Source organism: Undibacterium sp. RTI2.2 (genome assembly GCF_035018705.1).
GTDB lineage: Bacteria > Pseudomonadota > Gammaproteobacteria > Burkholderiales > Burkholderiaceae_D > Undibacterium.
In genome coordinates this window covers 114,914-138,063 of the sequence record NZ_JASJXN010000001.1, presented here as the reverse complement: position 1 = coordinate 138,063, position 23,150 = coordinate 114,914, and the positions used below count along the sequence as shown (strand labels likewise).

The 23,150-nt window shown below is 47.0% G+C and carries 24 protein-coding genes and 1 tRNA gene; 4 read left to right on the top strand and 21 right to left on the bottom strand.

Annotated features, from left to right (window positions below):
- Positions 1 to 113: 113 nt before the first annotated feature.
- The 5 genes from rplT to QN395_RS00585 all read right to left on the bottom strand — a co-directional run bounded on the left by rplT (position 114) and on the right by QN395_RS00585 (position 3,657).
- Entirely contained in the window at positions 114 to 473 is a 360-nt protein-coding gene (gene rplT, locus QN395_RS00605; protein ID WP_322119412.1) for a 50S ribosomal protein L20, read from the bottom strand.
- A gap of 27 nt (positions 474 to 500) precedes the next feature.
- On the bottom strand, positions 501 to 698 hold the full coding sequence (gene rpmI, locus QN395_RS00600) for a 50S ribosomal protein L35 (RefSeq protein WP_322119413.1): 198 nt from the start codon (positions 696 to 698) through the stop codon (positions 501 to 503).
- A 157-nt stretch (positions 699 to 855) separates the two neighbouring features.
- Positions 856 to 1,392, bottom strand: a complete 537-nt coding sequence (gene infC / locus QN395_RS00595; protein ID WP_322119414.1) for a translation initiation factor IF-3 — start codon at positions 1,390 to 1,392, stop codon at positions 856 to 858.
- Positions 1,393 to 1,435: 43 nt separating this feature from the next.
- Positions 1,436 to 3,343, bottom strand: a complete 1,908-nt coding sequence (gene thrS, locus QN395_RS00590) for a threonine--tRNA ligase (RefSeq protein ID WP_322119415.1) — start codon at positions 3,341 to 3,343, stop codon at positions 1,436 to 1,438.
- 237 nt (positions 3,344 to 3,580) lie between these two features.
- Positions 3,581 to 3,657: transfer RNA gene (locus tag QN395_RS00585), tRNA-Val, on the bottom strand.
- Between the two features lie 195 nt (positions 3,658 to 3,852).
- On the opposite strand from QN395_RS00585, the gene QN395_RS00580 reads away from it, so the two are divergent.
- On the top strand, positions 3,853 to 4,830 hold the full coding sequence (locus QN395_RS00580; protein ID WP_322119416.1) for a cation diffusion facilitator family transporter: 978 nt from the start codon (positions 3,853 to 3,855) through the stop codon (positions 4,828 to 4,830).
- Positions 4,831 to 4,956: 126 nt separating this feature from the next.
- Here the strand turns inward: QN395_RS00580 and QN395_RS00575 are convergent, their stop codons facing one another.
- The 3 genes from QN395_RS00575 to QN395_RS00565 form a co-directional block, all read right to left on the bottom strand.
- A complete protein-coding gene (locus QN395_RS00575; RefSeq protein ID WP_322119417.1) occupies positions 4,957 to 7,212 on the bottom strand; it encodes a bifunctional (p)ppGpp synthetase/guanosine-3',5'-bis(diphosphate) 3'-pyrophosphohydrolase in 2,256 nt (751 codons plus the stop codon).
- Positions 7,213 to 7,231: 19 nt separating this feature from the next.
- Positions 7,232 to 7,582 (bottom strand): RidA family protein, encoded by a 351-nt coding sequence (locus tag QN395_RS00570; RefSeq protein ID WP_322119418.1) that lies wholly within the window; start codon positions 7,580 to 7,582, stop codon positions 7,232 to 7,234.
- A gap of 63 nt (positions 7,583 to 7,645) precedes the next feature.
- Positions 7,646 to 8,509 (bottom strand): alpha/beta hydrolase, encoded by an 864-nt coding sequence (locus QN395_RS00565; protein WP_322119419.1) that lies wholly within the window; start codon positions 8,507 to 8,509, stop codon positions 7,646 to 7,648.
- A gap of 418 nt (positions 8,510 to 8,927) precedes the next feature.
- On the opposite strand from QN395_RS00565, the gene QN395_RS00560 reads away from it, so the two are divergent.
- A complete protein-coding gene (locus QN395_RS00560) occupies positions 8,928 to 9,461 on the top strand; it encodes a DUF3617 domain-containing protein (protein ID WP_323491885.1) in 534 nt (177 codons plus the stop codon).
- 226 nt (positions 9,462 to 9,687) lie between these two features.
- Here QN395_RS00560 and QN395_RS00555 read toward each other — a convergent pair whose 3' ends face one another.
- Together QN395_RS00555 and QN395_RS00550 are read right to left on the bottom strand one after the other, a co-directional pair.
- The gene (locus QN395_RS00555; RefSeq protein ID WP_322119421.1) at positions 9,688 to 10,329 is read right to left on the bottom strand and encodes a CoA transferase subunit B; all 642 of its coding nucleotides are present in this window, start codon (positions 10,327 to 10,329) and stop codon (positions 9,688 to 9,690) included.
- Between the two features lie 10 nt (positions 10,330 to 10,339).
- Positions 10,340 to 11,041 carry a CoA transferase subunit A gene (locus QN395_RS00550; protein WP_322119422.1) on the bottom strand — a complete coding sequence of 234 codons (702 nt, stop codon included), beginning with the start codon at positions 11,039 to 11,041 and terminating at the stop codon, positions 10,340 to 10,342.
- 233 nt (positions 11,042 to 11,274) lie between these two features.
- Between QN395_RS00550 and QN395_RS00545 the strand changes: the two genes are divergently transcribed.
- Positions 11,275 to 11,835: a LuxR C-terminal-related transcriptional regulator gene (locus tag QN395_RS00545; protein WP_322119423.1), complete on the top strand. Its 561-nt coding sequence runs from the start codon at positions 11,275 to 11,277 to the stop codon at positions 11,833 to 11,835.
- Positions 11,836 to 11,926: 91 nt separating this feature from the next.
- Here the strand turns inward: QN395_RS00545 and QN395_RS00540 are convergent, their stop codons facing one another.
- Positions 11,927 to 12,403, bottom strand: a complete 477-nt coding sequence (locus QN395_RS00540; RefSeq protein WP_323491884.1) for a thioesterase family protein — start codon at positions 12,401 to 12,403, stop codon at positions 11,927 to 11,929.
- Positions 12,400 to 13,176, bottom strand: coding sequence for an SDR family oxidoreductase (locus QN395_RS00535; protein ID WP_322119425.1), 777 nt, complete (start codon positions 13,174 to 13,176; stop codon positions 12,400 to 12,402). The genes QN395_RS00540 and QN395_RS00535 overlap by 4 nt, the downstream gene beginning before the upstream one ends.
- Before the next feature lie 766 nt (positions 13,177 to 13,942).
- On the opposite strand from QN395_RS00535, the gene QN395_RS00530 reads away from it, so the two are divergent.
- Positions 13,943 to 15,565 carry an electron transfer flavoprotein-ubiquinone oxidoreductase gene (locus tag QN395_RS00530; RefSeq protein ID WP_416200158.1) on the top strand — a complete coding sequence of 541 codons (1,623 nt, stop codon included), beginning with the start codon at positions 13,943 to 13,945 and terminating at the stop codon, positions 15,563 to 15,565.
- A gap of 66 nt (positions 15,566 to 15,631) precedes the next feature.
- On the opposite strand, the gene QN395_RS00525 is transcribed toward QN395_RS00530, so the two are convergent.
- The 9 genes from QN395_RS00525 to QN395_RS00485 form a co-directional block, all read right to left on the bottom strand.
- Complete coding sequence (locus QN395_RS00525) at positions 15,632 to 17,041, bottom strand: sensor histidine kinase (protein WP_416200159.1); 1,410 nt, start codon at positions 17,039 to 17,041, stop codon at positions 15,632 to 15,634.
- A 77-nt stretch (positions 17,042 to 17,118) separates the two neighbouring features.
- On the bottom strand, positions 17,119 to 17,799 hold the full coding sequence (locus QN395_RS00520) for a response regulator transcription factor (protein WP_323491883.1): 681 nt from the start codon (positions 17,797 to 17,799) through the stop codon (positions 17,119 to 17,121).
- A gap of 575 nt (positions 17,800 to 18,374) precedes the next feature.
- The gene (locus QN395_RS00515; RefSeq protein WP_322119429.1) at positions 18,375 to 18,947 is read right to left on the bottom strand and encodes a hypothetical protein; all 573 of its coding nucleotides are present in this window, start codon (positions 18,945 to 18,947) and stop codon (positions 18,375 to 18,377) included.
- Between the two features lie 7 nt (positions 18,948 to 18,954).
- Positions 18,955 to 19,665: a hypothetical protein gene (locus QN395_RS00510; protein WP_323493088.1), complete on the bottom strand. Its 711-nt coding sequence runs from the start codon at positions 19,663 to 19,665 to the stop codon at positions 18,955 to 18,957.
- A 19-nt stretch (positions 19,666 to 19,684) separates the two neighbouring features.
- A complete protein-coding gene (locus tag QN395_RS00505) occupies positions 19,685 to 20,353 on the bottom strand; it encodes a hypothetical protein (RefSeq protein WP_322119431.1) in 669 nt (222 codons plus the stop codon).
- A 156-nt stretch (positions 20,354 to 20,509) separates the two neighbouring features.
- Positions 20,510 to 21,517: a 4-hydroxy-tetrahydrodipicolinate synthase gene (gene dapA / locus QN395_RS00500; RefSeq protein WP_323491881.1), complete on the bottom strand. Its 1,008-nt coding sequence runs from the start codon at positions 21,515 to 21,517 to the stop codon at positions 20,510 to 20,512.
- 98 nt (positions 21,518 to 21,615) lie between these two features.
- Positions 21,616 to 22,053, bottom strand: a complete 438-nt coding sequence (locus QN395_RS00495; RefSeq protein ID WP_322119433.1) for a hypothetical protein — start codon at positions 22,051 to 22,053, stop codon at positions 21,616 to 21,618.
- A gap of 215 nt (positions 22,054 to 22,268) precedes the next feature.
- Positions 22,269 to 22,844: an NUDIX hydrolase gene (locus QN395_RS00490; protein WP_322119434.1), complete on the bottom strand. Its 576-nt coding sequence runs from the start codon at positions 22,842 to 22,844 to the stop codon at positions 22,269 to 22,271.
- Positions 22,837 to 23,145 carry a DUF2818 family protein gene (locus QN395_RS00485; RefSeq protein WP_322119435.1) on the bottom strand — a complete coding sequence of 103 codons (309 nt, stop codon included), beginning with the start codon at positions 23,143 to 23,145 and terminating at the stop codon, positions 22,837 to 22,839. Before QN395_RS00485 ends, QN395_RS00490 begins: the two co-directional genes overlap by 8 nt.
- Between the last annotated feature and the right edge of the window lie 5 nt (positions 23,146 to 23,150).

The following is a 23,150-nucleotide window of genomic DNA, read 5'->3' as shown; positions in this document are numbered from 1 at the left end:
GGAAGTTGAAAATTGAACACTAAAAATAAAACGGGGCACAGGATTCAACCTCTGCCCCGCTCATATTGCGGCATTGCTCAACCAGAAACTAGCGAGCAAACCGCACCTAACAATTACGCTGCCAGGTTGGCCTTAACTTGATTAACAATCGCAGCAAATGCTGGCTTGTCAGTCACTGCCATATCGGCCAAAACCTTACGGTCCAGTTCGATAGAGGCTTTTTTCAGACCATTCATGAACACGCTGTATGTCAGACCGTGTTGACGACTAGCTGCATTGATACGCGTAATCCACAAAGCGCGGAATACACGCTTCTTATTACGACGGTCACGGTATGCATATTGACCAGCACGCATAACTGCTTGCTTGGCAACACGATATACCTTGCTACGACGACCGCGATAGCCCTTGGCTAAATCGAGAACTTTCTTATGACGGGCACGAGCTGTAACCCCACGTTTTACTCTAGGCATAGTAACTCCTTAAATAGTGAGTAGAGGTTAAGCTGTTGGCATCATGCGCATGACTGATGTTACGTCTGCTGCATTAACGTTCGTGATACCGCGCAATTGGCGTTTATTCTTGGTAGTTTTCTTAGTCAAAATATGACGTTTGAAAGCGTGACCACATTTAATAGTTCCACCCGGACGCACGCGAAAGCGCTTCTTGGCAGAGCTTTTTGTTTTCATTTTAGGCATAAAACACCTGTCTGTTTAGGACAGTTCCTTTTTAACATGATTGTAGGTGGCAACGATTACGATGCACTTGGATGCCTACTCTCACTTGTTGGAGCATGAAATCGAGTCCATACTCATCGCAAAAAACGCCGATTTGCATCAACGATTTTCACAAATCTTATTTCTTCTTCTTTGGCGCAAGAATCATGATCATCTGACGACCTTCCATCTTTGGAAACTGCTCAACTTGGCCATACGGTTCCAAATCCACCTTTAGGCGTTCCAGCATACGCATGCCAATCTCTTGGTGAGCCATCTCACGACCACGGAACCGTAAGGTGATTTTGGTCTTATCGCCATCATCCAAAAACTTCGTCAAATTACGCAATTTGATGTTGTAATCACCATCATCAGTGCCAGGACGGAATTTGACTTCCTTCACCAGAATGACTTTTTGCTTTAACTTGGCTTCATGCGCCTTCTTTTGCTCTTGATACTTAAATTTGCCGTAGTCCATCAATCGGCAAACTGGAGGTTGTGCAGTAGGCGCAATCTCCACTAAATCAACATTAGCCTCTTCGGCAAAACGAAAGGCTTCACTTAGTTTAACGATGCCCAGTGGCTCGTTCTCAACGCCAGATAAGCGCACTTCTGGCGCCGTAATTTCACCGTTGATGCGATGTGACTTGTCAGTAGCTATTGCAGTTTCCTTCAAAAATTCAATAATTTGGCTGTGCTCTTTCGCACAACAATCCTGATTAAGACTTCATTAAGATGTCATTTTTAAGACGATCTAAAAACGCTTCTTGGGACATGACTCCCAAATCCAGATTGCCACGCGTACGCACAGCCACTGTGTTTGCATCCCGCTCTTTATCACCGATCACGATGATATAGGGTAATTTCTGCATTGAATGCTCACGTATTTTATAGGTTATTTTCTCATTACGCAAATCCGTGTGCACTCTAAACCCTTGTTTCTTCAGGTTTTCTGCGACGGATTTAGTATATTCAGCCTGGGATTCCGAGATATTTAACACTGCAATTTGTACCGGAGCCAGCCATAAAGGCATAGCGCCAGCGTGATTTTCAATCAAAATACCGATAAAACGCTCCATCGAGCCAACAATCGCCCGATGCAACATCACAGGAATTTTGCGCGAATTATCATCCGATACATATTCAGCATCCAAGCGACCAGGCATAGAAAAATCGACCTGCATAGTGCCAACCTGCCATGCGCGCCCTAAACTATCTTTTAAGTGGTACTCAATCTTAGGACCATAAAATGCGCCCTCGCCTGGCAACTCTTCCCAAGCAACGTCGCATTGACGCAAAGCTGCGCGTAAAGCTTCTTCGGCTGTGTCCCAAACCTGATCAGAACCAATACGATTGTCAGGACGCAAAGCGATCTTGATGAAAATATGCTCAAAGCCGAAGTCTGCGTATACCTTCATTGCCTGAGCATGGAAAGCTGCAACTTCAGGCAAAATTTGCTCTTCAGTACAAAAAATATGTCCGTCATCTTGAGTAAAGCCGCGTACTCGCATGATGCCATGCAGAGCACCTGAAGGCTCGTTGCGGTGGCACTGACCAAACTCGCCGTAACGTAAAGGCAGCTCACGATAACTGCGCATATTTGCGTTAAAGATCTGAACATGTCCAGGACAGTTCATTGGCTTTAATGCGTAGTTCCGGTTTTCAGATTCAGTGGAGAACATATTTTCACGGTAATTCTCCCAATGCCCTGTGCGCTCCCACAGAGTGCGATCCAGAATTTGCGGCGCCTTTACTTCTTGGTAGCCACAATCTTGATATACCTTGCGCATGTATTGCTCGACCTGCTGCCAAATACTCCATCCTTTTGGATGCCAGAAAACTAGGCCAGGCGCTTCATCTTGAAAGTGGAATAAATCTAATGATTTACCCAACTTACGATGATCGCGCTTTTCAGCTTCTTCCAGCATATGCAAGTAGGCCTCTTGCTCCTCTTTTTTTGCAAATGCAGTTCCATATACGCGTTGCAACATTTCGTTCTTAGAATCGCCACGCCAGTAGGCGCCAGCCAGCTTCATCAGTTTAAAAACTTTCAGCTTGCCGGTTGAAGGCACGTGCGGACCACGACACAAGTCGGTGAAGTTGCCTTCTGTGTAAAGTGATACATCTTGGTCAGCGGGAATCGATTCTATGATTTCTGCTTTGTACGCCTCACCGATTGATTTAAAGTAAGCCACTGCCTCGTCGCGTGGCAATACCTTGCGAGTTACTGGCTCATCTTTTTTCGCCAACTCCTGCATTTTCTTTTCGATTGCGGCCATATCATCTGGTGTAAATGGGCGCTTATAAGAGAAGTCATAATAAAAGCCATTTTCGATCACAGGGCCAATAGTGACTTGCGCATCAGGAAACAACTCTTTCACTGCGTATGCCAGCAAATGTGCTGTCGAATGACGGATCACATCAAGACCATCAGCATCTTTGTCGGTCACGATCGCCAGATCAGCATCAGAGGAAATCAGGTAAGACGTATCTACCAATTTACCATCTACTTTGCCAGCCAAAGCAGCTTTAGCTAAGCCTGCGCCAATACTAGCGGCAACTTGAGCCACAGTAACAGGTGAGTCGAAATGACGCTGCGAACCATCGGGAAGTCGAACTGAAACCATTTTAAGTCTCCATGTCAGCAATATTTGCCGAGTACTTACAACGTTCAAAAGAAATTACAGAAAATACAGACGAAAAAAAACGCGAGCTAGCCGCGTTTTTTTCAATAATTACAAACGAAAAAGACCCTCGACTAACGTCGCTCACAAATTGCTGTGATCGTAGTTCGCGGTGTCATAACCATGATGCCTTTCTCGCTCTTACCTATATTGCAACACAATGTGCCACATAATTAAATCTGGTGGGCGGTGCAGAATTCGAATCTGCGACCCCTTGGATGTCGACCAAGTATTCTAACCAGCTGAACTAACCGCCCGAAGAGCCGAGACTATAGCAAACCGCGCCGAAAACGTAAACATCTTTTACTTATTTTTATGGTGCTGTCAGCGCTTGCGAAACACGGCGCGCAATGTTATTCAGTCATTTACGCTGATTTTAAGCAAATAAGCCCGCATCCCGCTAAACTGACGAAAGACTTTAATAACCCATATTTTCACAATTCCTACCACTCATGCCAGAAAAAATAGCCGTCTCTAACAGCGAACATCTACACGCTCACCGTCATGGTGATGCCGAACATCGACATTTTTTTGAAAACCGTAGTCAAAAAATTCTGGCATGGGCACTGGTGCTGACACTAGGCTTTGCCGGCGTTGAAGTTGGTTTTGGATTTTGGTCTAACTCGCTGGCGTTGATATCTGACGCTGGCCACATGGTGACCGATGCTGCCGCGTTAGGACTTGCTTTACTGGCACAGATGATTGCAAAACGACCACCAACCGCTAAAAATTCGTTCGGCTTTGGCCGCGCAGAAGCGCTCGCCGCGTTTGTCAATGGCTTAATCATGTTGGCAGTAGTTTTATGGATTGCTTTTGAAGCTACTCAACGGCTTTCACATCCGGAAGCAGTGCAAGGCGGCACCGTCATCTTGGTTGCAAGCATTGGCCTGGCGATTAATCTCATCGTCGCATGGGTGTTATCGCATGACAAAGAAAACCTGAACACCAAGGCAGCACTGATCCACGTGATGGGAGACTTGCTGGGATCAATTGCAGCAATCGTATCTGGTGCAGTGATTTACTACACAGGATGGATGCAAATTGATCCACTGCTATCGATTTTTGTGTCGCTATTAATTTTAAAATCAACGTTTAGTGTGCTGCGTGAGTCTTATCATTTTTTAATGGAAGGCGTCCCGCGCCATATCGACTATATTCAAATCGGTGAAGACTTAGAAACAATTGCCGGCGTTTTGTCCGTGCATGACTTACATGTATGGGAAATGTCGCCCGGTTACCCTGCATTAATAGGGCATTTAGAAATTGATGATCTGACGGCATGGCCGCGCATCTTACAAAGCGTAAAAAATATGCTTTTAGAGAAACATAAAATCGATCACATCACCTTACAAGCAGAAGTGCCTGGCATGGCCGAGGATGAAATAGCTGGTAATTATGCGCAAGACCTAAAAGCAATCAGGAAATTCTAAAGATTCTTTAATCAAGACGACCCCTGATACAGAGTTTCTAAAAGATCACAGAAGCAACGTCCAATAAGAATAAGGCTCCTCGCATGATTTCATGCCAGGAGCCGCACTTTGATTGGACGTCCTAGTTTAATTCCGTCGTACCTCTAACACTCCGCTCACCTCTCGTATCACCATCAAGGCTTTTTGCAGTTGCGCTGTGCCGGTGATTTCTGCGGTAAACGACATCCGCGCCTGCGACTTCGCGCTTTGCGTGTTGACACCGATCACATTGATTTTTTCTCGGGAAAATACTTCTGAGATATCGCGTAACAATCCTTGTCTGTCTTGTGCCAGCACAAAAATATCCACCGGATAAACCGTCTCTTTACCATGTTCGCCCCAAGTGGTTTGCAATACACGTTCAGGCGCTTTAGTCCGCATTTCTGCAAAATTTTTGCAGTTAAGACGGTGAATAGAAACCCCTTTGCCACGTGTGACGAAACCGATAATGCCATCTGGTGGCGCAGGTTTGCAGCAACGTGCTAGCTGCGTCATCAGACCTTCGGTACCGACAACCAATACGCCGGACTTAGCACCTTGGGTCACGCTGGACGCGCGGCTTTTATTGGTGATATCAATTTCGTCCGGGTCGACGACCTCGACGGTTTCGCGCAAACTATTTTCTATCTGGCGCAGACTGAACTCATCTTTACCGACCGACAAAAATAATTCTTCTACATTGGCAAACCCCAACTTGCGCGCCAATTCATCCAGATTGACGGCGGTTTTTCCTTCGCGCTGCAAGGTTTTTTCAACAAGCGCTCGACCATTAGAAAGCGTTTCTTGCTGATCAATCACATTGAACCAAGCGCGAATTTTGCTGCGGGTACGGGTGCTCGCTGAATATTCTATGTTGAGCCAATCGCGCGACGGTCCGGTCTGGGACGAGCCTACTTTGAGCGTAATGATCTCTACCGTCTGACCATTTTTTAGCGGCGTATTTAGTGGCACCATGACGTTATCGACGCGCGCACCACGGCAACGATGTCCGACATCGGTATGCAAATGGTAAGCAAAATCGACCGGGGTAGAGCCACTCGGCAATTCAATCACGCGCGCTTGCGGTGTCAGAACATAGATACGATCATCCAATGTCGCAGCCTTAATTTTTTCTACCCACTCACGCTGCAATTCTTCCTGCCCCACCACCACATCGGCGACCTCGGATTTCCATGCTAATAGTTGTCTGAGCCAGGCAATTTTTTCATCGTATTCTTGTGCAGAAAAATTGGACCCACCAGATTCTTTATAGCGCCAGTGCGCTGCTACGCCATACTCAGCAAACTGATGCATGGCGCGAGTGCGTATTTGCACTTCCAGCGGGCGGCCATCTTCCACCACCACCACGGTATGCAATGATTGATAGCCATTTTGTTTTGGCCGAGAAATATAATCGTCAAACTCATTAGGCAGCGGAGTCCACGCGTTATGGACCAAGCCCAAAACGGTGTAGCAATCTTTAACATCATCAACCACCACACGGAAAGCACGCACGTCGTATAGCTCATCAAAATTGACGTCCTTGCCCTTCATCTTTTTAAAAATACTGTAGATGTGTTTAGGTCGTCCAGAGACCTCTGCTTTGATGTCGGCTGCTTTTAATTCTGCATTCAGACGACTAATCGCAGAGACCACAAAACTCTCGCGCTCCAGCCGTTTTTCTTCCAGCATTTTGGCGATACGTTTGTATTGCGCAGGCTCCATAAAACGGAAGGATAAATCTTCTAACTCCCATTTCAATTGCCAAACACCCAGCCGGTTTGCCAGCGGCGCATACAAATCCATGGTCTCGCTAGCGTATTGCTGCGATACGGCATCGTCACGTTTGCAATCAGCGAAATAACGCAAGGTCGTCACGCGTGAAGCCAGACGAACCAGCACAACACGCATATCGGTCGCCATCGCTAGCACCATCTTGCGCAAGGTTTCCATTTGCGTGGCGGTTTTTTCCGCAGAGTCCTTGCCGCGACCAACATCATGTTGGGTCAAGGCCGCCTCGCGCAGGCGCATCAGACGGCGAATACCAGAGACCAGATCGCCGATCTCTTTACCAAAACGAGTTTCAATTTGTGCGGCGGCAGCAGGACTTAGTTCCGGCAATTCAAACAATAAACCGGCAATCCGGGTATCTACATCGGTACGCAACATCACCAATGTAGAAACGACGCCCTGCACAAATTGCAGCGCATTTTGACCTGTGACCACATTACGATTTACGTATAAAGGAGTGACGAATTCAAGCGCTGCCATGACGCGGGCAGATTCGCTCTCCGACAATCCTTCTAACAATTGCGACTGCAATTGAGATTCTGACGGCGCTGCTAATGCTGATGTCGATACCATAATGTCTATTTGTTTTTACTTATTTTTGTGCCGCAGTAACGACTACTTCAATCAACCAATCTGGATTTGCCAGTGCTGCTTGTACCGTCGCCCTTGGCGGTGCATTGCCCTCGGCAACCCATGCGTCCCATGCCTGATTCATACCGCCAATTTGAGTAATATCGGATAAAAAAATCTGACACATCAGAATGTGCGATTTGTCGCTTCCGGCCTCCGCTAGCAGACGGTCAACATGCCCTAATACTTCCATAGTTTGGCCGATAATATCTTGGCTGGTATCTTCAGGAATCTGACCGGCTAAATAAACCGTTTTATTAAAAATAGCGGTTTCGGACAAGCGTTGCCCGACATGGAAACGTTGTAAGCTCATTGCAATCCTGCTGATTGATCACTCATTATAGAAACCTCTATGACTAACCGATGAGGCATAGTTTTATGCCAGAAAAAACTCTCTGGCAATCGCAATTTGTTCCGGCTGCACAAATGTCGGAGCATGACCAACGCCAGGGATTTCTACCACGGCGGCACGCGGGCCACGCTGCGTCATTTCTTGTGCGGTCTGCTCGCTGAGCAAATCTGACTCAGAGCCTCTGACGACCAGAGTCTGGCACTTTATCGCATCATAGGCCGCCCACAACATGCCCTGCCCTGCCAAAGCGATTTCCGGTGTCGTGGCTTTAATCGGCGCTGCCAAACCCAAATCATAATGACGTATCCATTGACCGTCTTGATTTTGCTTCAAGACATCAGTCGCCAGCTTATGCCATTGCGCATCAGTATGTGGGCCGAAGGAAATGGAAACCTGCTTGATGTACGCAGCAGCCTCTTCAAATGTATTGAAACGTACATCCTGGCCTATGTAGTCTCCAATGCGCACCAGTGCCGCGGGATTGAGTACTGGACCAACGTCGTTCAAGATCAGTTTTCTGATAGGACTCTCCGGCATTGCTGCTAAACCCATGCCAATCAATCCACCCATCGAGGTGCCAAACCAATCTACCGTTTCAACATCCAGCCTTGCAACCAGGGTCACCATATCGCTGACATATTGAGGTACTTGATAAAACTGGGGGTTGCGCAACCAATCCGACTGACCCCGCCCGACAACGTCAGGGCAAACGACGCGATAAGTATCCGACATCACTTCCGCCAAGGCGTCGAAATCGTCCGCTACCCGGCTGAGGCCATGCACACAAACCAGCACGCGGGGATTGAGAGGATCGCCCCATTGTTTATAGGACATGCGATGTAATCCGGCAGGGGAAACACATTGAACGGATTTGCGTAGTGCAATCATGGGCGAGCCTTATCTGATTGATCGTTGGGATGAAGCAATTTGACATTTTACGATGCTTGAACTGCGGCTACTGTTCGTTTTCGTACTTATTTTAAACAAATGTCTAATATGGCTTAGGACGAAAACGATTACTCGCAGTGACATTACAATTAATTTATATACTGGATATAAGTATATTTAAGTGTCCATATATTTATTGGTTTACAACCGATATTTTAAAAAAATAGTGGGGAGTATATTCATTAAGCGTAATATGCTGATAAAAAATAGTGCTACGATCAAACCACTTCTGTACGACTAAGCACGTTTGGGCGATGCTGGCGAAATGTCTGGCACCTCCCAAAAAGCGATTTTGCTTTCATTTTGCATGACTAGCAACTACATTGACTTATTGTCATCCATATTCAAAGGAAATGTTATGCGTAGCACCATCCAATTAATCAGTTTATCGCTCTGCGCCTTATCCTTAGTCAGCAATGCGCATGCCGCCGGAAAATCCAAAGCTGGGTTGTGGGAAGTGACCATACAATCCGACGCGATGAAAAATATGCCGGCCATTCCACCAGAACAACTAGAAAAACTGAAACAGATGGGAATCAAAATCCCCAATATACAAAACGGTGGAATGACGACGCAGATGTGTATAACAAAGGAAATGGCAGACCGCGATCAACCGCCAGTCAACTTCAAAGATCAATCCGGTTGTCAGTCAAAAAATATTCAAAAAAATGGCAATACCTGGTCTATGGATTTGGTCTGCGATAAACCAGAGATGAAAGGTAGCGGCAAAGTTACAGGCACTTATCTTGGCGACGATAGCGTCCAGTCAGTTTTTGATTTTAAAGGAATCGCTAACGATAAACCCATCAATATGCATAGCGAAACCAAGAGCAAATGGTTATCCGCAGACTGCGGCGATGTTAAGCCATTAGACCTGCCAAAAAACAAGTAACAAAGGGAGTATCTTAAACAGGTCTTCTATTGTCCAATTAAAATATGGACAACATCGTTGAATATTAATATACATACCACCAGTATATAATTTCCAATAATCAATGGTGCAATAAAAATGCCAGCAGAAGTGCTGGCATTTTTATCATGTACAGAGTTTGTATGGCAACGTTGACTAGCGACTTTACCGAACCGAAAAATCACTAAATCATGCAAACCAGTTCTGATTAAGCAAGCGCACTGACATCCAACGACGCTTCGGTTTTTGCAATCACTTCTTCCTTAGTCACGCCGCTGGCTAATTCGATCAACTTCAAACCGCTTGGTGTGACATCAATCACGCCCAGATCAGTGATGATGCGGTTGACGACGCCTACACCGGTCAGTGGCAAATTGCATTTTTTCAGGATTTTATGCGCATCGCCTTTGGCGACATGCTCCATCAACACCACCACATGACCAACACCGGCTACCAGATCCATCGCGCCGCCCATGCCTTTGACCATTTTGCCGGGGATCATCCAATTGGCCAGATCGCCGGTTTCACTGACTTGCATTGCGCCTAAAATCGCCAGATTGATTTTGCCGCCGCGTATCATCGCAAACGAGTCGGCAGAACTAAAAATCGACGAACCTGGCAAGGTCGTTACGGTTTGTTTACCTGCGTTAATCATGTCGGGATCAACTTCGTCCTCCGTCGGAAAAGGGCCAATACCCAGCAAACCATTTTCTGACTGCAGCCATACTTCCATGCCTTGCGGCACATGATTGGCAACCAGTGTCGGCAAGCCTATGCCCAGATTGACGTAATAACCATCTTGTAATTCTTTTGCTGCACGAGCAGCCATCTCATCACGAGTCCATGCCATGTTGCTCTCCTTATTCTGCTGGGCGAACAGTGCGCTGTTCTATACGTTTTTCCGGGGTCGCATTGACAACGATGCGTTGGACAAATATGCCTGGCGTATGGACATCATCGGGATCAATCTCACCGATTTCGACCAGGACTTCCACTTCAACCACGGTGATTTTTCCTGCCATCGCCACATTGGGATTGAAGTTGCGTGCCGTTTTGCGATAGACCAAATTGCCTGATTTATCTGCCTTGTAGGCCTTGACCAGTGATACGTCGGCAACTAAAGAACGCTCCATGACATATTGTGCGCCATCAAACTCACGGATTTCTTTGCCGTCAGCGACGATGGTGCCGACGCCCGTCTTGGTGAAAAATGCAGGAATGCCAGCGCCGCCCGCCCGCAGTTTTTCGGCCAGAGTACCTTGTGGTGTAAATTCTAATTCCAACTCACCGGCCAGATATTGGCGTTCAAATTCTTTGTTCTCACCGACATAAGAGGCGATCATTTTTTTGATCTGGCGCGTGGTCAATAACTGTCCTAAACCAAAGCCATCCACACCGGCGTTGTTGGAGATTGCCGTCAAATTCTGTACGCCGGAATCGCGCAAGGCAGCAATCAGCGCCTCGGGGATACCGCACAGACCAAAACCGCCTACTGCCACGGTTTGTCCGTCTTTGACGATATCTGCCAAGGCACTGGCAGCGTCAGGATAAACTTTGTTCATGTTGTCCCTTTCTTATATTAAAACTCTTGTTGAAACTCTTATTGAAATACAGCGTCCGACACGATACTGGCGTGAGTTTTTTGCTACCCGCGCTTTATACTGAAGTTTTGTTTTATCGCCAAGCATATGATGCTACTCTATACAGCGCAATACCGTAAAAATACCTGACAAATACCGAATAATTAGTCAGCTTAAGTTATCGCAAATTACCCCAAATAAGCAGCTCAAACTCCATGACCGAAGCGCAGCTCATTAATTTTGAAACGATTTTTCAGTACGCGCCGGTCGGACTATGCGTCTCACAAAATCGCATTATCCGCGCTTGCAATGATGATCTGGCGCAGATGTTTGGCTACCAAAAAGAACAATTACTGGGACAATCATTTTTAATCTTATACCCGTCGCCAGATGAGTTTGAACGTACCGGTGCGCGTATCACGCCAATCATGAATGCCAAAGGCTATTACTCAGACGAGCGCATCATGAAACGAGCCAATCAAGAATTATTCTGGTGCCATGTCTCAGGCAGGGGGTTGCATAAAGAAGATGCTCACGCAGAGGGAATCTGGACATTTGAAGATCTGAGTTCTAAACGCTCAGTCACAGCAGAATTAACGCCGCGCGAGAGAGAAATCGCCGCCCTGCTGGTGGAAGGCAAAACTAGCAAGCTGATTGCGCGGCAAATTGGGCTTAGTCCAAGAACGGTGGAGATGCACAGAGCAAAGCTGATGCGTAAATTTACGGCGGCGACATCCAGCGAACTAGTACATAAATTATTACGAATCGTCAGCTGAGTTGCTTATCCCTGGAGACAGATTACAACTCAGCTTCATATGTGTTGAAGTAGTCAGCTGACTATTAGATTCGGGTTTATTCAACTTTCATTTATACCGCCTTCACACGTCGTGCTGGCTTATTTGCCGACTTCACTGCGGTTTTCAGCTCAGTCAGTTTTTCCTTAATCGATTCTGGCAGTACGGTGGACTTTTGCGTTTGCGCATCGACCCACACTACCTTGGCTCCACCTTCTGCATATAGCGTATAACCATCGCTGACACTGCGCATTTCTTGGATGGTTTCAAAACTGCTACGGCCTGCACCGCCGATGTAGGTACAGACTTCAACCTGGTCAGGATATTTTAAGGGTTTTTTAAATGTGCAGTGAGCATTGATGATGACCGGGCCGTTGCCGTTTTCATCGGACAAACAACCCAGCATCGTCAGCCACTCCAGCCTGGCCTGCTCCATATAGCGAAAGTACACAGTATTATTGACATGTCCCAATGCATCCATATCGCCCCAGCGAATTGGAATTGTCACGGTGTACACCAACTTTTTATCAAGTACTTTCTCGCCTATCATTGCGCGCTCATTCCATCGTCTGCCGTTACTATCGCTCCATTCAAAAAGCGTGATTCTTCTGCGGCCAGCAACAGCAACAAACCGTCCAAATCTTCTGGCATACCGACCCGTTTTCTTGGCAGCATATCAATCAGCTTTTGACCCTGTTCACTTTTAAAATGATCCTGGTTAATTTCGGTCTCAATATAGCCTGGGCAAATCGCATTCACGTTAATGCCAAACTTGCCCCACTCGACCGCCATGGACTTAGTCATGTGTACCACTGCGGCTTTACTGACGCAATAAATACCGATTTGTGGCAATACACGCAGACCTGCGACAGAGGCAATATTAATAATCCGGTGCTGCTTTTTAGGATCGCCCTTGTAGCGGGCAATCATGCGCTTGGCCGTCTCTTGTGCAACGAAAAAAGCACCGCGCTGATTGGTGTCCATTACGTAGGCATAATCTTCCGGCGTGACGTCGATCAAACGCTGTGTGGTTGAAACACCCGAATTATTGATCAAGATATCGATAGGACCGGCCTCGGTTTCCGCATGAGCAATCGCTGATTTGATACTGGCATAGTCGGTGACGTCCAATGTCACGACATGGGCAGCGCCGCCTTCGGCTTCGATTTCTGCGCGTAACTCTTTCAGGCGATCAATCCGGCGCGAAGCCAGCACGACTTGTGCCCCGGCTTGTGCCAGAATTTTTGCAAAACGAGCGCCAAGACCACTGGAGGCGCCTGTCACCAGAGCGATTTTTCCTTCGAAATTTACTTCAATACCCATCAGATTCTCCGACTAAAATTTTGCTGAAAGTGCTACGTGGTTTGTGCATTTTTTAGATACGCCAAGACTTATGCAAAACTATTCAACTAGTACCGCGGCAAACACAAGCTTGCCGGAACAGTTTTGCGTAAATCCTGGAAGCATATCATTTTGAATGTGCCGCTATGATGACATAGACAATATGCTTGTGTTTTAAAACTTCCATTTTATCGATCAAAATCATGAAAGTGCTGCATCTTATTTGACCCTCTGCGATAATCCTAGAAACGGCAGTTAGACGAGTCTGAGTGTACATTTTTTCGGTTTCCCAGCAAGGCGAGACGAGGCACAACCTTCACGTTGCAACGAGGAGCAACGCGGTTAGGGAGCCGAAAAAGTGTGCGATCAGATTCGTAGCGCTGTCATCACAACGGTGACAGTGGATAGAATTGAATAATTCAATTGAATCAAATACTTATTTACACTGACAAGCGGTCGACTGCCGTTTCTAGGATAATCTATGCACAACAAAAATAAGCAATTGATGGTTTTAGGAGAATTGCCGGAGCAAGACTGAATTTATTTACCAATCCGTTGGTAAGCGCACTGGTAAGCGTATTTACAACCGCATTGACAACGATTAATTAGAAGAATTGCTCAGCTTGCGCATTACATCCCTAAGCTATACCATACCGACAACAAATAAGCACGTTCGTTCGTAAATTTTCTGAAAGCGATTATAGCCATGACACAAAGTCTAATAGAGCAGTTCGGTCCGCGCGATGCGATGGAATATGACGTCGTTATTGTCGGCGGCGGCCCTGCCGGATTGTCCGCTGCGATCAAGCTCAAACAACTCGCAGCAGAAAAAGGCAACGAAGTCTCGGTCTGTGTTCTGGAAAAAGGTGGCGAGCCCGGCGCGCATATCTTGTCTGGCGCAGTGATGGACCCAAAAGCTTTAACGGAACTCTTCCCCAACTGGAAAGAAATAGGCGCGCCGCTGAATACCGAAGTGACTGAAGATCGCGTCCTGGTATTGACGGAGAAAAAGGCGTTTAAAACGCCAAACTGGATGTTGCCTGCCTGTTTCGAGAATCATGGTAATTACATCGTCTCTTTAGCCAATGTCACCCGTTGGCTGGCTCAGCAAGCTGAGGCCTTGGGTGTGGAAGTATTCCCAGGTTTTGCCGCTGCCGAAGTTTTGTACAACGACGATGGTTCGGTCAAAGGCGTAGCTACCGGCAATATGGGTGTTGATCGCCACGGTGAAGCGTCTCCAGCATTCCAGTTAGGCATGGAACTGCATGCTAAATACACGCTGTTTGCAGAAGGTGCGCGCGGTCATTTGGGCAAACAAGTCATGGCTAAATATGACTTAAATAAAGGTAAAGATCCGCAATCCTACGGCATCGGGATTAAAGAGTTATGGGAAATCGATCCTAAGCAACATAAACCTGGTCTGGTCGTCCACACTACGGGTTGGCCGCTGATGGATCAATATAGTGGCTCGTTCTTGTACCACCTCGAAAATAACCAAGTTGCGGTAGGCTATGTTGTCGGTTTGGCCTATGAAAATCCATACCTGTCGCCTTACGAAGAATTTCAGCGCTTTAAAACGCATCCGGCAATTTGTGGTTTCTTTGAAGGCGGTAAGCGCATATCTTATGGTGCACGAGCAATCACCGCGGGCGGTTTACAATCCCTGCCTAAGCTGGTGTTCCCAGGCGGCGCCTTGATCGGTTGCGATGCCGGCTTTTTGAATATGAGTCGCATTAAAGGTAGTCACGCAGCGATCAAAACCGGCATGCTGGCAGCGATTGCCGCATTTGATGCATTGGGAGCGCAACGTCAGCATGATGAATTAACGGCTTACTCCACCGCCTTTGAACAGTCCTGGCTACATGAAGAACTGCACACAGCACGTAACGTCAAACCTTTGCTGAAAAAAGGCACTTACGGTTCACCGCTGGTCTGGCTGGATCAAATGGTACTGCGAGGTAAAGCACCATGGACTTTGCATCACTCCAAAGCCGATCATGAATGTCTGCGCCCTGCGTCTGAGTTCGAGCCGATTGTGTATCCAAAGCCAGATGGCAAACTCACCTTTGATCGCTTATCGTCGGTGTTTATCTCCAACACCAACCATGCAGAAGATCAGCCGATTCATCTGACGTTGAAAGATGCGAGCGTGCCAGTTGGCATCAACTTAGCCAAATATGCAGGACCAGAAGCCCGCTACTGCCCGGCTGGCGTATATGAGTTTGTCAAAACTGATCAGGGTGCAGATCGCTTGCAAATCAATGCGCAAAACTGCGTACATTGCAAAACTTGCGATATCAAAGATCCGACGCAAAATATCGTCTGGGTTACGCCTGAAGGTGGCGGCGGGCCAAACTATCCAAGCATGTAATACTGGACTTACGCAAAGAAAGCAAAAAGCCACGAATCATCGTGGCTTTTTTATTCGCTATCGATATCAAAGTAAATCAGCAGGCTTGGGCAACTTAAACGTAAATTGCGTACCTGATTGTGAGGACTGAGAAGAACTGGCAACCTCGATACGTCCGCCATATACATGGGCAATAGATTGCGATAATGCGAGACCAAGGCCAACCCCTGGTGTTTCTTCCGCGCGGGTGCTGGTACCGCGATAAAACCGCTCAAACAAGTGCGGTAATTCTTCGCGGTTAATCCCTGGCCCTGTGTCGGATACACTGATACTGACCATTCCTCCCTCGTCTGCAAGCGTCACCACCACATTCCCGCCATGGCGAGAAAACTTCACCGCGTTGTCTAGTAAATTGGCGATCACCAAGCTGGCAGAACCACGCGCTACTCGTGCCATGACTTCTGGCGAAGGCGCAATCACAATCCGTATTGCACGCTCCGATGCAATCGCCTCCATACGGCTTACCGCCTCATCCACTAATTGATTGAGGCAAACGACTTCCGAGGTATTATGCTCTTGACCGGCGTCGATCCGCGCCAGGGTTAATAATTCTTCTACCAGCAAACTCAAACGCTCTACTTCTTCCATACAAGAATGCAGCGCCTGAATATAATCGGCAGGTTCGCGCGGTCGTCGCAAGGTGACTTCCAGCTCCATTCTTAAGCGGGATAAAGGCGAACGTAATTCATGTGAAGCATCAGCAGTAAATCGTCGCTGCACCTCAAAACTTTGTTGTAATCGATCCAGCATTTCGTTCAAGGTATCGACCAGGCGCCCGATCTCATCAGAGGTACCGGGATGTGGCAGTCTTTCGGCGAAATTTGCTTCGCCGATGTGGTGCGCCTCTCGCACAATATTATCAATCGCGTTAAATACACGGCGGGTCAGCAACACACCTGCAACGCCAACGGCGACGATCAGGGTCAGCGCCATGATGATAAATAAGATGCTGGCGGAGTCGACTACATGACTGGTGTCATCGAGCGAGCCAGCGACCTGTATCGCCATTAAACGGTTATCGACCCGGATCGGCATAGAGACCATGCGCACTGGCTCCTCACCAAATTTGGGTAAGGTTTCAAACACCGTGTCGCCTTCGGCTAAACGCGATAACAACTCGGAGGGCGCCGGCAATTTTGCCGCCCCAAGGTTGACGCTGCGTGCCAATACCTGTCCGTTAGCATCAATGATTTGTACTAAGCGATCTAAGCGCATTAAGGACGGCGGCGCGGGGCCGGCGGTCGTGTCGTGTACTTTGACCGGGCCTTTTTCAGCCAGCATAGAAATCTCAGTTTCTGCCAGCGCCAGCAATGCTGCGTCTAACTGACCGTGGACCGCGCGGGACAAACTCAGATGTGCAGCAAAGGCGGCGACCGTTAATACGGTGATGATGACAGCCAAATGTACCAGCACCAATCGGGTTCTGAAGTTGAGCAGACTGGTGGTAGTTTTTGGTGACATCTTGTGTGGATCAGCGTTAAAAAATGAATGACGATGGGGCGAAGTTCGCTAAGCTAGGTTGGCGCGCCGGCCTTGATACAAAAGCCCCGACCACGTATGGTTTGTATCAAAGGCGTGTCGCTATTGCTATCTACTTTTTTGCGCAAATTACTGAAGTGTGCATCAATCAGATTATCCAGCGAAATGGTGTCAGCTTTCCATACTTGTTCCGCCAAACGCGCGCGACTGATTACCTCGCCCGGATGCCGCAACAAGATTTCTAAGATGGCATATTCCTTGGGCGTTAAGTCTAATAAAACATTTGCCCGCATGACGCGGTGGCTGACTGGATCCAGTGTCAAATCATACGCAGCCAAAATCAAGGGACGACTGATTTCAGAACGTCGTAACAGGGCTCGAACACGCGCCAGTAATTCTTCAAATGCAAAGGGCTTGGTCAGGTAATCATCAGCACCGGTGTTGAGGCCAGTAATCCTGTCAGCTAAAGCGTCGCGCGCTGTCAGCATCATGATAGGTGTCTGGCTGCCGCGCGCCCGCAGATCGCGGCATAGATCTATGCCGTCTTTACCTGGCAGCATCCAGTCTAAAATAATCAGGTCATAGTCGGTGATGAAGGCTTCTTCCTCGCCCTCTTCCGCCGTATGAGCGATGTCGATAATAAAGCCCTCTTCCTGAAAGCCTCGGGCCAACAGGCGCGCTGCTTTGCGGTCGTCTTCAACTAATAATATTCGCATTGGGTGCAGCCATTTTCTGTTGTGGTCTTATTGCTTGTATTAAATTTTGAGCATTCAGCATTCAGCATTCAGCATTCAGCGTCATTTTACTCGTGACTGATAATCGTGACTGATAATCGTGACTGATAATCGTGACTGATAATCGTGACTGATAATCGTCACTAATGCTCGTGCCTAATACTGGCGCTGCATCTAAATAGAAATTCAGCGTATGTCTGGAAGGCGGCCTAACCGAAGTCAATACATCTATCAATACGTATGCTGGAAATACTTGGGAGACGAGCACCACGCTTTAAGTCCTACTAGCAGGTACTTGATAATGATTGATCGTTGTTAGATGATAGAGCCAAAATATATACTCCCATTCTGTATATACGGAGTGTCCATAGAATGATTGGACAATAGGGCATTTTTTGAAAAATAAATGGGGAGTATATTTTAATCAGGCTACGACAGAAACCCTGAGATGTGACTTTACAGTGAACCGAAATCCAGCTTTTCCCCAATTAATCTGCCGCGCGATAATCCGCTAATCTCAACAAGTATTAAAGCGATATGGATTAAAGCGATGTGTTTTAAAGGAACAGCGCCCTGTACAGACTCTTGCATCTGTCGGGGCTGTCCGTCCCCGCTGGTAGCAAAACGATTTTGACCTGCAGATTTTTCTCCAGCGCGCTGAGGCTGGCAATTTGCTCAAGGCTGGCTGCGGCAGTTTCAATCGCTAATAGTATCGGACGCTCCCAATGATGGCAGCGTACCGCGGCGATCTGCGTTAGCAAGCGCTGCTGCGCCTGGACATCAAAATGTGCTGCGTGCAAATGGAATACCGCCATATCGCAAGACGCCATCAATGCATGGTGTTCAAGATGCTGCTGCCGGTCTTGGTCCTGATATAGATGAATCAAGGTGGTGTGATAAGCGCAGTAAGTCGTTTCCAGCTTAGCCGCCAGACTGCCGGCGCAAATTGAATGCAATGCCGCGCCAGCTTTGAGCTCGATCGCATTCCAGCCAAGCTCGGCATCGGACTGCTGAGAAACCAGCAGTACATTTCTGCCTGCATCTGCCCGCTGTTGTGCAATCGCCTTCGCCAGCGCAGCGCTTGCGCGCATTGAATGCAGTGAGGGGTCAGCCACCATAGTCAAAATCATCTAAGTCCTATCCATGCTGAAAATACAGATGGAGGCCAGTCAACATTCTATCGATCGCAATCACCGCCAGAATCAAACCTAACAATGTCTGAAAGCCATTAGCGACTAATGCAAATCTACGATAGTTTTGTACATTTTTTAGCGCGATAAGAAGAATGGTCAGCACCAGCATGGCGGCGGCCAAAGCAGCCACAATTTGCCGCGTATGTTCTGGCTGTATCGCGCTTAATAACAAGACTGTCATCATGGCGGTCGGGCTAAAAAGCCGTAGCAAAGACCAGCGCTTCTCATCGAACGGATGGGGGGTTTGATTAATTTGGTGATTAATTTGGTGATTAGCTTGGTGATCAGCTACGTGATTAATTTGCTGATTGGTACGCGGAGACACTTTCATCGTCTTAGAAAAAAATACCATACCCAGCGCAGCCAGTAACAAAATCAATCCAGCACTCACTTGCAGGCTCGCCGTATTGGCTACCGATATTGGAATCCAATATCGAAACGATTGCCCGAATAAGGAGAGTAAAAGCAATATCAACAACAAGCCAGTACACGCGACGAGAATCTGGCGATTGCTGGGTGAAGGCGCTAGTTCTGAGCTCACTCCTGTCGTCATTAGCAAATCGGACTGAGACTTTACGATCAACTTAGGCGACATGCTTAACATGGGATTCAGTACCAAAAGTAGCACAATAAAAAATGAGAAGGTAAATGACATAGCGGCGCTAAAAGATTACTTAATCACCAAAAACTTCGCTGTATAAATCTTGTATTTCTTGTGCTGTTTGCTGATCCGCACATTCGCTGATTGCTAGTCCTTCTTGGTAGGCTTGATGCAACACTGCATCAGCGTGTATCGGCCGGGCAAAGAATTCTGCACAGGGAATGCCGGCGACAAATTGCCTGACAGCGTCTAAGCAGGCGAATGTGGGATAGGTGGAACGGTAAGTGATGACAACGAGAATACGAAGACTGGGATTGAGTTCACGTGCGGTGGCAATTCTTGCGGTGAGTTTGTCTTCGCTAAAGCAATTTGAATCTACAGCATCAAGCATACCTACATTAAATTGATCGGAGTCCAAGGCAATGATCACCAAACCTGCAGCGATCAGTGCCGATCTGCTGCCAAGAGAATCACGAGCCTCAGTATCAATTACGATGTCTTGAAAGCGACAACCTAAATTTTCCAACTCTGGCTGCATGCCTTTGCCACTGATAGCACGCGCCATTACGGCAGGACTGATACCACTGGCATTGCGTTCAGCGCACCAACCTATAGAAGATTGTTTGGGGTCGTTATCAAGCAACAAAACTCTGCGCCCGGTCTGGGTACGTAAGGCCGCAAGACTATCTGCCAGCATTGATTTTTCGGTGCCGCCAGTCTGGTTTGCAATCGTAATTATCATAGTTTATTTTCTTGTACTGACTCTGTTTTAATCGGTTAGGACTTACGCAAAATTGTTCCAGCAAGGCGCAGCGACGACGACATTACTTTAGTACGGCTAGGAGCTGTAACGTAGCTGTAAGGCAGCTGGGGCGGTTTTGCGTAAGTCCTATGGTGTTCAATGAACCAGTTCTGCACTTTGTTCTGAAGCCAGCTCAGCAGAACATTTAGGACAAAATGTCGTCTCGGTGATTAACTGTAATTGCAATTCACTCTGTGATATTTTCGGTGAGTTAAAATTTAATACGCTGGGACTAGGTATCGCCATTACTTGCTCCAAGACTTTTGCTAACTGGAGTTTTCCCTTATTAGACATGGGTGTCATCGGTAAGCGCACGCTGTCTTCCATGCCCCACAACATGGATAAAGCAGCTTTGACCGGCGCTGGATTTGGTTCCGAAAATAGGACTTTAATTAATGGTAATAATTGACTAAATAAGGCTAAGGCTTCTCGCGTTTTTGAGTGCCGTATTAAGTGCAATAAATGGACAAATAAATCTGGGCGTATGTGTGCGGATGCAGAAATAGCGCCCTGCGCGCCCATGGCAAATACATCAAACATCAATGCGTCGTCACCGCATAAAACATTGAGTCCGCTCTGGCTAAGTAGTGCGCTGGTTTGATCTAATTGACCGCCGCAATCTTTAATTGCGACAAACTTAGGATTAACGGCAAGCGCGGCGACCGTTTCTACATCAATATTTACGCCAGTTCTGGAGGGAATGTTATATAAAATAATGGGACGCCCACCCGCTGCGGCCAAGGCTTCAAAATGCAAGCGAATACCTTCTTGCGATGGACGAACATAAGCAGGTGCAGAAATCAGGTAAGCGGCTGGCGCAGTACCAAAACGTTTCAAGCGCTCTACCATCGCATGCGTACCGCTGCCACTTAAACCTAATGCGACAGGACAATTGGCAGGAACCGCTTCTTGAATCGCAGCGAGCAATCGCGCTTGTTCTGTATCATCAAGGGTCGCGGCCTCACCGGTAGTGCCACAAACAACCAGACCTTTGACGCCTGCATCAGTCATTTGCAGAGCAAGTTGTTGAGCGGCTCTCAAATCAATTTTTTGTTGTCGGAATGGCGTGACCAAAGGCACCCAAATACCATCAAAAGTAGTCATGATCAGCTTCTTATATAAGGACAAATGGTTTGACTTCTCAAAATTTGTAACGCTCTTCGCGCTGATGAAACTTAAGCAAACTTGAGCGAACGTAAAATTTAGCGGGCAGGCGCTGGAGAAATTGGGGTGATTTTGCCGAACTCTGCACTAGGCAAGGCAGTCATCACGGCATGGATAATAGTTTCAACCGCTGGCTTAGCCAGGCACAACCAAACGATCATACGACTCGCATGATCGACAGGCTGCATGCGGATATAAGTCACCATCTTGCCGCAACGATTCAAAATCAAATGTCTTAACTCAGTGGCACAATCGCTTTCTACCGTAATGCGCATCATAAAATCTGGCGTAACAGCTTGACGTTGAATGCGATAAGAAACTTTGGGAAGCAAAGTGACTGTCGGCGACGCGTATTTTTGTCTTGCCAGAGAAGAGTTACTATTGTTATTGACGTCAGATACTGTTGTGCTCATCGAGGTCAATGCAGAGACCAGAGAAAAACGCGGAGAACTGCTAATAGAAGTAATGCGATTCATGGAGATTTGCACGGGTTGTTGTGGTGATTCCAAGATAGCACCGGCGCAGTAAAGATTCTCTAAAAAGGTCCGCTGAAGATATAAACATTACATAAAAATGACTTATCGGCTTTTTACTCCGCCAACAAAAAAGCCACTTTTTTCAAAGTGGCTGACTTGGTCTTCAGTTATGCGTTTAATCTATCTGATCAATTTCTTTTATGATTTTTAGATACTCACCAATTTTCAGAGAGTACTTTTTGTAGCCAGAAACTACCGATCACTGTTTTTACATCCGTAATTTTTCCTGTTTTTACCCAATCGAGTAACTCGGGCAAAGTGGCATGGAAAGTTTCTAAAAACTCCTCTTCATCCAACTGCGATTCGCCTGCAATCAGGCCACGTGCAAGAAAAATATCCAGGTGTTCGTCCGAATAGGCAATTGCGTTATGAATGGTGCATAGGTAGCGCCATTCGGTCGCTGTATAGCCTGTCTCTTCGCGTAATTCACGCTGGGCGCACACTAAAGCATCCTCATTTGGATCGATCTTACCAGCAGGGAATTCAATAAAGACTTGATTCAACGGATAACGAAACTGGCGTTCCATTAGTACAGTACCGTCGTCAAATACAGGCAAGATAACGACTGCGCCGGGATGTTTGATGTACTCGCGTGTCACATGCTTACCGTCGGGTAAGCTCACCGTATCTTTTTCTACTTTAAGAAAACTACCGGAGTAGGCCAACTCACCGCTGACTTTAGTTTCTGCCAAATGTGGATTTGTCGCTGCATCCAAAGTCAATTTATCCATGTTGTTTTCTCAAATACCGATAAACAAATCCAGGGAAAGCGAGAACCAAGAATAAACATGCCGTGATTGAGTAGAACTCCCACGTTTGTGTAAATCGATTACCCGCTTGAGCTTCTAATAAACTAGCTAAGCTACCGATCACAAAGTAGAGAACAATCAGTTCTAGCAAACGACACCAGAGAGGTTTAACAAGCCAGGTTTTCACAGAGATAAAAGAAAACAAACGCTCATTAAAAAAAGGCAAATTGGCGGCGATTATGGATAAAATAATCACTAGCCAACTTGAGGCGGATACATCCACTTTAG

What these genes read in the sequence shown, in the direction of transcription:
- rplT (WP_322119412.1), bottom strand. Translation starts at nt 473, where the DNA reads ATGCCTAGAGTAAAACGTGGGGTTACAGCTCGTGCCCGTCATAAGAAA.
- rpmI (WP_322119413.1), bottom strand. Translation starts at nt 698, where the DNA reads ATGCCTAAAATGAAAACAAAAAGCTCTGCCAAGAAGCGCTTTCGCGTG.
- thrS (WP_322119415.1), bottom strand. Translation starts at nt 3,343, where the DNA reads ATGGTTTCAGTTCGACTTCCCGATGGTTCGCAGCGTCATTTCGACTCA.
- QN395_RS00580 (WP_322119416.1), top strand. Translation starts at nt 3,853, where the DNA reads ATGCCAGAAAAAATAGCCGTCTCTAACAGCGAACATCTACACGCTCAC.
- QN395_RS00575 (WP_322119417.1), bottom strand. Translation starts at nt 7,212, where the DNA reads ATGGTATCGACATCAGCATTAGCAGCGCCGTCAGAATCTCAATTGCAG.
- QN395_RS00570 (WP_322119418.1), bottom strand. Translation starts at nt 7,582, where the DNA reads ATGAGCTTACAACGTTTCCATGTCGGGCAACGCTTGTCCGAAACCGCT.
- QN395_RS00565 (WP_322119419.1), bottom strand. Translation starts at nt 8,509, where the DNA reads ATGATTGCACTACGCAAATCCGTTCAATGTGTTTCCCCTGCCGGATTA.
- QN395_RS00560 (WP_323491885.1), top strand. Translation starts at nt 8,928, where the DNA reads ATGCGTAGCACCATCCAATTAATCAGTTTATCGCTCTGCGCCTTATCC.
- QN395_RS00555 (WP_322119421.1), bottom strand. Translation starts at nt 10,329, where the DNA reads ATGGCATGGACTCGTGATGAGATGGCTGCTCGTGCAGCAAAAGAATTA.
- QN395_RS00550 (WP_322119422.1), bottom strand. Translation starts at nt 11,041, where the DNA reads ATGAACAAAGTTTATCCTGACGCTGCCAGTGCCTTGGCAGATATCGTC.
- QN395_RS00545 (WP_322119423.1), top strand. Translation starts at nt 11,275, where the DNA reads ATGACCGAAGCGCAGCTCATTAATTTTGAAACGATTTTTCAGTACGCG.
- QN395_RS00540 (WP_323491884.1), bottom strand. Translation starts at nt 12,403, where the DNA reads ATGATAGGCGAGAAAGTACTTGATAAAAAGTTGGTGTACACCGTGACA.
- QN395_RS00535 (WP_322119425.1), bottom strand. Translation starts at nt 13,176, where the DNA reads ATGGGTATTGAAGTAAATTTCGAAGGAAAAATCGCTCTGGTGACAGGC.
- QN395_RS00530 (WP_416200158.1), top strand. Translation starts at nt 13,943, where the DNA reads ATGGAATATGACGTCGTTATTGTCGGCGGCGGCCCTGCCGGATTGTCC.
- QN395_RS00520 (WP_323491883.1), bottom strand. Translation starts at nt 17,799, where the DNA reads ATGCGAATATTATTAGTTGAAGACGACCGCAAAGCAGCGCGCCTGTTG.
- QN395_RS00515 (WP_322119429.1), bottom strand. Translation starts at nt 18,947, where the DNA reads ATGATTTTGACTATGGTGGCTGACCCCTCACTGCATTCAATGCGCGCA.
- QN395_RS00510 (WP_323493088.1), bottom strand. Translation starts at nt 19,665, where the DNA reads ATGTCATTTACCTTCTCATTTTTTATTGTGCTACTTTTGGTACTGAAT.
- QN395_RS00505 (WP_322119431.1), bottom strand. Translation starts at nt 20,353, where the DNA reads ATGATAATTACGATTGCAAACCAGACTGGCGGCACCGAAAAATCAATG.
- dapA (WP_323491881.1), bottom strand. Translation starts at nt 21,517, where the DNA reads ATGACTACTTTTGATGGTATTTGGGTGCCTTTGGTCACGCCATTCCGA.
- QN395_RS00495 (WP_322119433.1), bottom strand. Translation starts at nt 22,053, where the DNA reads ATGAATCGCATTACTTCTATTAGCAGTTCTCCGCGTTTTTCTCTGGTC.
- QN395_RS00490 (WP_322119434.1), bottom strand. Translation starts at nt 22,844, where the DNA reads ATGGATAAATTGACTTTGGATGCAGCGACAAATCCACATTTGGCAGAA.